This is a genomic window from Pseudonocardia nigra, assembly GCF_019396355.1.
GTDB classification, from domain to species: domain Bacteria; phylum Actinomycetota; class Actinomycetes; order Mycobacteriales; family Pseudonocardiaceae; genus Pseudonocardia; species Pseudonocardia nigra.
Map to the genome: position 1 here is coordinate 1 of NZ_JAHKRK010000296.1, position 7,492 is coordinate 7,492.

General features: G+C 72.2%; 6 protein-coding genes and 1 pseudogene. 6 read left to right on the top strand and 1 reads right to left on the bottom strand.

Going from position 1 to position 7,492, the window contains the following annotated elements; all coding sequences use genetic code 11:
* Positions 1-94 precede the first annotated feature (94 nt).
* The 5 genes from KME75_RS38210 (at position 95) to KME75_RS38230 (ending at position 5,293) form a co-directional block, all read left to right on the top strand.
* Positions 95-1,225 carry an ABC transporter ATP-binding protein gene (locus KME75_RS38210; protein ID WP_219419822.1) on the top strand — a complete coding sequence of 377 codons (1,131 nt, stop codon included), beginning with the start codon at positions 95-97 and terminating at the stop codon, positions 1,223-1,225.
* A 23-nt stretch (positions 1,226-1,248) separates the two neighbouring features.
* Entirely contained in the window at positions 1,249-2,517 is a 1,269-nt protein-coding gene (locus KME75_RS38215; protein ID WP_246633646.1) for an ABC transporter substrate-binding protein, read from the top strand.
* A 105-nt stretch (positions 2,518-2,622) separates the two neighbouring features.
* A complete protein-coding gene (locus tag KME75_RS38220) occupies positions 2,623-3,444 on the top strand; it encodes a metallophosphoesterase (protein ID WP_219419823.1) in 822 nt (273 codons plus the stop codon).
* A gap of 3 nt (positions 3,445-3,447) precedes the next feature.
* The gene (locus KME75_RS46415) at positions 3,448-4,386 is read left to right on the top strand and encodes a carbohydrate ABC transporter permease (RefSeq protein WP_219419824.1); all 939 of its coding nucleotides are present in this window, start codon (positions 3,448-3,450) and stop codon (positions 4,384-4,386) included.
* Between the two features lie 13 nt (positions 4,387-4,399).
* Positions 4,400-5,293 (top strand): carbohydrate ABC transporter permease, encoded by an 894-nt coding sequence (locus KME75_RS38230; protein ID WP_308283447.1) that lies wholly within the window; start codon positions 4,400-4,402, stop codon positions 5,291-5,293.
* 373 nt (positions 5,294-5,666) lie between these two features.
* Here the strand turns inward: KME75_RS38230 and KME75_RS38235 are convergent.
* Positions 5,667-6,332 (bottom strand): annotated as a pseudogene (locus KME75_RS38235) (transposase); the annotation flags it as partial.
* A 600-nt stretch (positions 6,333-6,932) separates the two neighbouring features.
* Here KME75_RS38235 and KME75_RS38240 point away from each other — a divergent pair.
* Complete coding sequence (locus KME75_RS38240) at positions 6,933-7,214, top strand: DUF4287 domain-containing protein (RefSeq protein ID WP_219419825.1); 282 nt, start codon at positions 6,933-6,935, stop codon at positions 7,212-7,214.
* Positions 7,215-7,492 lie beyond the last annotated feature (278 nt).

A 7,492-nucleotide genomic window follows, 5' to 3' on the forward strand; every position in this document is an offset into this window, starting at 1 on the left:
GGCTGCCGGCCGCGCTCCCCGCCCCGGCGACCCCGACACCCACACGCCCCCGCCCCCGCCCCCGACCCCGACCCCGACCCCGAGGAGAACCCTGGTGAGCCGTATCGAGATCGATGGCCTGACCCGGCGGTTCGGCGCGGGTTCCGCGGCCGTCACCGCCGTCGACCGGGTCAGCCTCGACGTGGCGGACGGCGAGTTCCTCGTGCTGCTCGGCCCCAGCGGCTGCGGCAAGTCCACGCTGCTGCGGATGGTCGCCGGCCTCACCGCGCCGTCGGCCGGGCGGATCCTGCTCGACGGCCGCGACATCACCACCACCCCGCCGCGGGACCGCGACCTCGCGATGGTCTTCCAGAGCTACGCGCTCTACCCCCACCTGACCGTCGCGAGGAACATCGGGTTCCCGCTGCGGACCCGCAGGCGCGGGCGCGCGGAGATCAACGCGCGCGTCGTCGAGGTCGCTCGCACCCTCGCGCTGGGCGATCTGCTCGAGCGCCGCCCGCGCGAGCTGTCCGGCGGCCAGCGGCAGCGCGTCGCGCTGGGCCGGGCCCTGGTCCGCGCCCCCGGAGCGTTCCTGCTCGACGAGCCGCTGTCCAACCTGGACGCCGCCCTGCGCATCGCCACCCGGGCGGAGCTGACCGATCTGCACCGCAGGCTCGGCTCCACCTTCCTCTACGTCACCCACGACCAGGTCGAGGCGATGACCATGGCCACCCGGATCGCCCTGCTGGACCGCGGGCGCCTCGAGCAGGTCGGCACCCCGGAGGAGGTCTACGACGCACCCGCGTCGGTGTTCGTCGCGCGCTTCCTCGGGTCCCCCGCCATGGGCCTGCTGACCGCCGAGCTGCGGTCCGACGGCGGCCTCCTGCGGGCCGTCGGCGACGGCCTCGACGCGCCGCTCGGGCCGGTCGACCTCGCCGACGACCCCGCGGGCCGGCAGGTCCTGTTCGGCGTCCGGCCCGAGCACCTGCAGATCGGCCCCGCGCCCCTCGGGCAACCGGAGCTGCGCGGGGTCGTCCGGCTGGTCGAGAACCTCGGCGGCGAGGAGGTCGCCCACTGCCTGATCGGGGACGCGCGCCTGGCGGTGCGCGGGCCCCGGCCGCTCGGCCTCGCCGTCGGCGATGCCGTCGCCCTGCACTGCGACCCCGATCGCGTGCACCTGTTCGACCCGTCGCGCGGGCGCCGCCTCGTCCGACGGTCCGCCGAGTCCACCCCGGTCCCGGCCTGACCCTCCCTCCCTAGGAGCACTCGTTGCGCACCACCCGACTCGCGGCAGCCCTCACCGGCGCCGCCGCCCTGCTGCTCGCCGGCTGCGGCGTGGGCGGCTCGGCCCCGCAGGGCGCCTCCACCTCCCGTGCGCCCGAGCTGGCCCCCGGCCAGCAGGTCGCGATCACGTTCGAGAGCTACAACTTCGGGCAGGCAGGCGCGTGGACCGACACGTTCACGGCGCTGATCGACCAGTTCCACGCCGAGCACCCGAACATCACCGTCACCGCCCAGAAGCCCCAGGGCACCAGCGCCAACCCGGCCGCCGACGCCGTCTCGAGCGTGCAGACCCAGGCCGCCACCGGAAACGCCCCCGATGTCGCCCAGCTCGGCTTCTCCGACCTCGGCTTCACGGTGCACCAGCTCGGAGCGAAGCCCCTCGACGACCTCGTCGGTGCCGAGACGGTCGCGGCCCACCTCGGCGGGGAACACCCCTACGCCCCCGCCGCCGCCGCCCTCGGCATCCTCGACGGCTCCACCTACGGCATTCCGTTCGTGCTGTCCACGCCGATGCTCTACTTCAACGCCTTGCTGTTCACCGCCGCCGGGCTCGACCCGGCCGACCCCCCGTCCACGTGGGCCGAGGTCCAGGCCGCAGCCGAGCGCATCCGCGCCGCGACGGGCCGCGAGGGCGCCTACGTCGACTGCGTCACGACGGTGGCGAAGGACTGGTGCCTGCAGAGCATCATCCGCTCGAACGGCGGCCGGGTGCTGTCCGAGGATCGCACCCGCCTCACCTACGACGAGCCCGCCGCGGTCGAGGCCGTGCGGATGTTGCAGGACATGGTGACCTCGGGCGCGATGCCCAAGTACACCCAGCAACAGGCCGTCGAGGCCTTCGCCCGCGGCGAGCTGGGCATGCTCCTCGAGTCCAGCTCCGTGGAGGGCATGTTCCGCAAGGGAGCGGCGGGTGCGGGCTGGGAGCTCGGCGCCGCGGCCACCCCGTCGTTCGGCGACACGCCCGCCGTCCCCACCAACTCCGGCGCCGCCCTGTTCGTCCTGGCCGACGACCCCGCGAAGCAGCGCGCGGCATGGGAGCTCGTCGCGTTCCTCACCAGCGACGTCGCCTACACGCTCATCGCGCAGAACATCGGCTACCTCCCGCTGCGCAGCGACCTCGTCGGCGAGGGCGGCGCGCTGCAGGAGTGGGCCGCGCAGAACTCGTCGGTCCGGATCAACGTCGACCAGCTCGGCCGGATGGAGCCGTGGGTCTCCATGCCGGTGACGACTACCTACAGATCCGCGACGGCATGATGGACGCGGTCGAGCGGGTCGTCCTCCAAGGCGCCGACGCCCAGGCCACGCTGACCGAGGCCCGGGAGCGCGGCACGCCCTGCTGCCCGCCGGGGAGGAGGGGTGATGCCCGACGAGCGGCGGCGGGTGCTCGTCACGATCACCGACACCCACCTGACCGCCGACCCGGACTCGGCCGCCGATCTGCGGGCCGCGCTCGCCGTCGTCGAGGCGGGCGCCCGGCCCGACGCGATCGTGCTGGCCGGGGACCTCACCGCCGACGACCCCGCGGCCTACCGGCTGCTGCGCGACACCGTCGAGCCGGTGGCCGGGCGGATCGACGCCGCGGTCGTCCCGGTCATGGGCAACCACGACGAACGCGGCGCGTTCCGCGCGGCGTTCGGGCTGCCCGGCGGGCACGACCCGTGCGACGCCGTGCATCACCTCGACGGGCTGCGCGTCGCCGTCCTCGACACCACCGTGCCCGGGCACCACCACGGCGAGCTGACCGACGCGCAGCTCACCCGGCTGGCCGCCGCGCTCGCCACCCCGGCTCCGCAGGGCAGCGTGCTGGTGCTGCACCACCCGCCGCTGCCGTCGCCGGTGCCGTCGGTCGACCTGCTCCGCCTGCGCGGCGCCGAACGGCTCGCGGCCGCGGTCGACGGCACCGACGTCCGCATGATCGTCTGCGGGCACGCGCACTACGCGGGTGCGGGTGCGCTCGCCGGCATCCCCGTCTGGATCGCGCCCGCCACCGCGTACCGCGTGGACGCGCTTCCGCCCGCCGGGCGGCTGCGCGGGGTGACGGGGCCCGCGCTGAGCCGGATCGACCTGGTCGGCGGGACCGCGGTCGCCACCGCCGTCCCGCTCGCCGGCGAGCCCGTCTACGACGTCGACGCCGGTGAGCGCGTGGCGTGGATGCTGGCCCGGATCCCGGCGGAGGTCTGACCGGTGTTCGTCGAGGTCCCCGCGCCCGCCGTGGTCGAGGCCCCCGCACCGGTGCGGGAGTCGCGGTGGCGCCGCCTTCTGCGGGCGGCGCCGCCGTACCTCTACCTGGCCCCCGGGCTGGTCCTGCTCGCGGTGTGGGTGTACGGGCCGCTGGTCCGCACCGCGGAGCTGTCGCTGTACTCGTGGAACCTGCTGCCCACGAGCCCGGCGGAGCCCGTCGGCCTGGACAACTACGTGCGGCTGTTCACCCTCCCCGACTTCGGGGCGTCGATCGGGCGGACGGTCGTGCTGATCCTCGGCCTGCTCCCGTTCACCCTGGTCGTACCGGTGGTCGTCGGGCTGCTGGCCCGCCGCGTCACCGGCCGGGCCGCCACGGTCCACCAGGCGCTCGTGTTCGCGCCCATGCTCGTCGCACCCGTCGCGGGCGCGGCGGTGTGGCAGTGGATGCTCGACCCCCGCGGCGGCCTGGTGAACCAAGTGCTCGGCTCGTCGACGAACTGGCTGCAGGAACCCGGCCCCGCGCAGTTCGCGATCATCGCGATCACCGGCTGGCACGTCCTGGGCTTCGCCGTGCTCGTCGTCGCCGCCGGACTCACCGGCATCGACGCGGAGTACTCCGCAGCCGCGGCGCTGGACGGGGCCACCCGCTGGCAGACGACCCGCTGGATCACCCTGCCGCTGCTGTCCCCCACCTGCGCGTTCCTGGTGCTCATGACCGTGCTGCTGGCCGCCCAGTGGAGCTTCCCGCTGATCGACACGCTCACCGGCGGCGGCCCGTCGGGCGCCACCACCAACGTCTACTACCTGCTGTGGGACTACGCCTTCGGGTCCTTCGACGCCGGGCTCGGCGCCGCCGCGGGAATGATCTTCTTCCTCGGTTTCGGCGTCGTCGCGCTGGGCCTCGTCCGGCTGTCCGACCGGCTGTCGTTCCACGATTCCTGATCGGAGGCCCGGCGTGGACCGGACCGCATCCCCCGCCGCGCCCGTGGGCAGCGCACCGACGGTCGCGATCCCCGACCCCAGGCCCGGCCCCGTCGGCGCGCGCTCCCGGGTCCGAGAGCTTGGTGGGCACCTGGTGCTCGGCCTGCTCGGCGTCGTCTGCATCGTGCCGATCTACTGGCTCTACGCGACATCGCTGCGCGCGCCCGAGGACGTCTACTCGCTCAACCCGTTCCCCTGGCCGCTGTCGCTGGCCAGCTACGCCCGGGCCTGGACCGTTCTCGACGTCCCGCGGCTCCTGGTCAACACCACGGTGATGGCGGCGATGATCGCCCTCGGCCAGCTCCTGACCGGTCTGCTGGCCGCCTACGCCTTCGCCGCCTACCAGTTCCGCTTCTCCCGCTCGCTCTACCTGCTGTTCGTGGCGACGTGGCTGGTCCCCTTCCAGGTCACGATGCTGCCCAACTACGTCCTGCTCAACCAGCTCGGGACGCTCAACACCATCGCCGGCGTGATCCTGCCGAACCTCTGCTCGGCGCTCGCGGTGATCCTGCTGCGCCAGCACGTCCGCAGCATCCCCCGGGACCTGCTCGACGCCGCCCGCATGGACGGCCGCGGCTCCTGGGCGACGCTCTGGTCGGTCGTCGTACCGAACCTGGGGCCCGCGCTGGCCGCGCTCGGCGTCCTGCTGTTCGTCAACGCCTGGAACGAGTACTTCTGGCCCGCGCTGGTGCTGCAGCGCTCGAACGCCGTACTGCAACTCGGGCTGCGCAGCTTCATGGGCACCGAGGGCAACGACTGGGGCCCGATGATGGCCACCGCCGGACTCGCCTGCCTCCCGGTGCTGGCCCTCTACCTCGTGCTGCAGCGCCGGATCGTCGACGGCTTCGTCCGCTCCGGACTGCGCTGAGCGACGCTCGCGCCGGATCAGCGCAGCGACAGTACCTAGACGAGTAAATTCCGAACCCGATCAATGGTCGTAGGGACCTCGTAGGGATCGGGAGCTGCTGCCGCGCAAGGCATCGAAGACAGGCCGGTCCGGGAACGCGTCGCTGAATACCTCCGCGAAGAGGTCACCCGCCGAACGTTACGACCGCCGAGCCGACATCAGGCCTCATCGCCGGCATGTCCCCGTTCCCCGTCTGGACGCGGAACGGGTGGTTCGGCCGCGAGGTCGTCGGGGAGCGCCACCACACATGGACGCGATTCGCGCGATCGTCGGCGATGACCACCGCCCGGACGGGCTCGAGCACGAGCGCGACGCGGCACCCGTCGCCGAGCCGGTCCAGCTCGAGACGGGCGGCCTCGTCGGTGGGGGCGGTGTAGATCGGCCGCAGTGCCGCGGCGACGCGCTTGCGGTCTTGGTAGGACACGAACCGCATCGCCGCCCGGATCAGGTGCACCGTGCAGGTCTGCACGATGCTCTGCGGCCCAGTTGATGTTCGCGTCGCCTCGATCGCCTCCGGGAACCCGGTCAACCCGTCACAGTAGACGATGAGCACTTCACGCACGCCGCGGTTGCGCAGCTCGGCGCACACCCCGGCCCAGAACTTCGCCAGCACAAGCTCGTCGATCTGTCCGACTCGGCGTGCGCGTTTCGGCACGATCTTCGGCTCGAACTCGCCGTTCCGATCGCGCGGCACAGTGATGGTGACCGGCCCGTTCGTGGTCGATACCGTCTTCGTCGAGCTGCCATTACGGGAATTGCCGGTGCCAGCACCTGCCGGGTCGTCGCGCTCGTAGCCCAGATGGTGGGTCATCTCGGCCTGCAACGCCCGTTCGAGCACGGCCTTGCTCATCTGGTTGAGCAGCCCGTCGACGCCGTCGATCGGAGTTCCGGCGGCCTGCGCATCGGCGAGCAGAGCGTCGATCGCCGACGGGTCGAGCGCCTCAGCGAGCCGGCGGGCCGCCGCGGTCTCCGCATCGGGGTCGGACTGGTTCTTGCTCACGTGGTGTCCTTCCCGACCGCTGTGTTGATCACAGTGGTCGATCTTGGCTCACCCGCGGCTTACACCGTTCGCGTGACACGCCCGGATCCGCGACTTGCCCACCCCCTCCCGCTTCGGGACCTGGCTGCGGCGCAACCACTACACCGGCCGCACCGAACCCGCCGTGCTGCACGCCCACCTGGCCCGCGTGTTAGTCGGGCTTTGCGGCAGGACCACCAGCCCTACGCCCCCGACCGGCACCGCGCGCTGCAGCTGCTCGTCGCCACCCTGCCGACGTCACAACCAGGCCGCGTCGAGATCGGATCGGGGCTCTCCGAGCGAGGCCGGGTCCGGGCAGCGCCCGGCCCCCGGAAGGAGCCGGCCGGCCAGGGCCGGTGCCGTCAATGCAGCAACGGGCACACCTGGGGCCGGGTGATCGGCTCCTCGCGTCGGCGCGACGAAGTTCTGCCCGGCACACCGCCGACCGAGGACAGACCCACCACCGCCGCACGCCGCGACTGACCAACCACCAGCCGGACGGCGCGCGCCAGATCGATGAGTTAGGTGGAACCGCGTGGTCACCACCACAACACCACACAACTCGCACCGGTTGGAGAAGCCATGTCGTTCCAGGCCTACCTCGACAAGATCGAGGAGAAGACCGGCAAGATCCCCGCCCAGCTCGTGGCCGAGGCGCACGAGCGCGGCTTCGACAGCACCACCAAACCCGCCGAGATCATCGCCTGGTTGAAGGAGGACTACAACCTCGGGCGCGGCCACGCGATGGCGCTCGTCCACGTCATCCGCAATGGCACAACGATCAGCGACAAGCATGTCGGCACGACCGGCGCCCACCGCGACGAGTCGAACGAACTTCGTCTCGACGGAGTCGCCAACCGCTGACCGGCCAGAGGTTGACACAGGGCTCTAAGGGCCGACAGGCCCCCGCCGAAGGCGGTACATCCGAGGGTTATTCAGCGAAGCGTTTCGTTACGGTTCTGAGATCAACTTGCGCGTGTCGACAAACGAGTGACGGTCCGATTCACGCGAGAACGGGTTTGCCAACACAAGCCCACGTGAACGGACCGTCGCGTTGTATCATACCACTGGCCTGCACCAGGAAGAGCTCGTGGATCTGTGCTTGACGATCCAGTCGGAGGTTCCCCCGGAAGAGCGGCAGT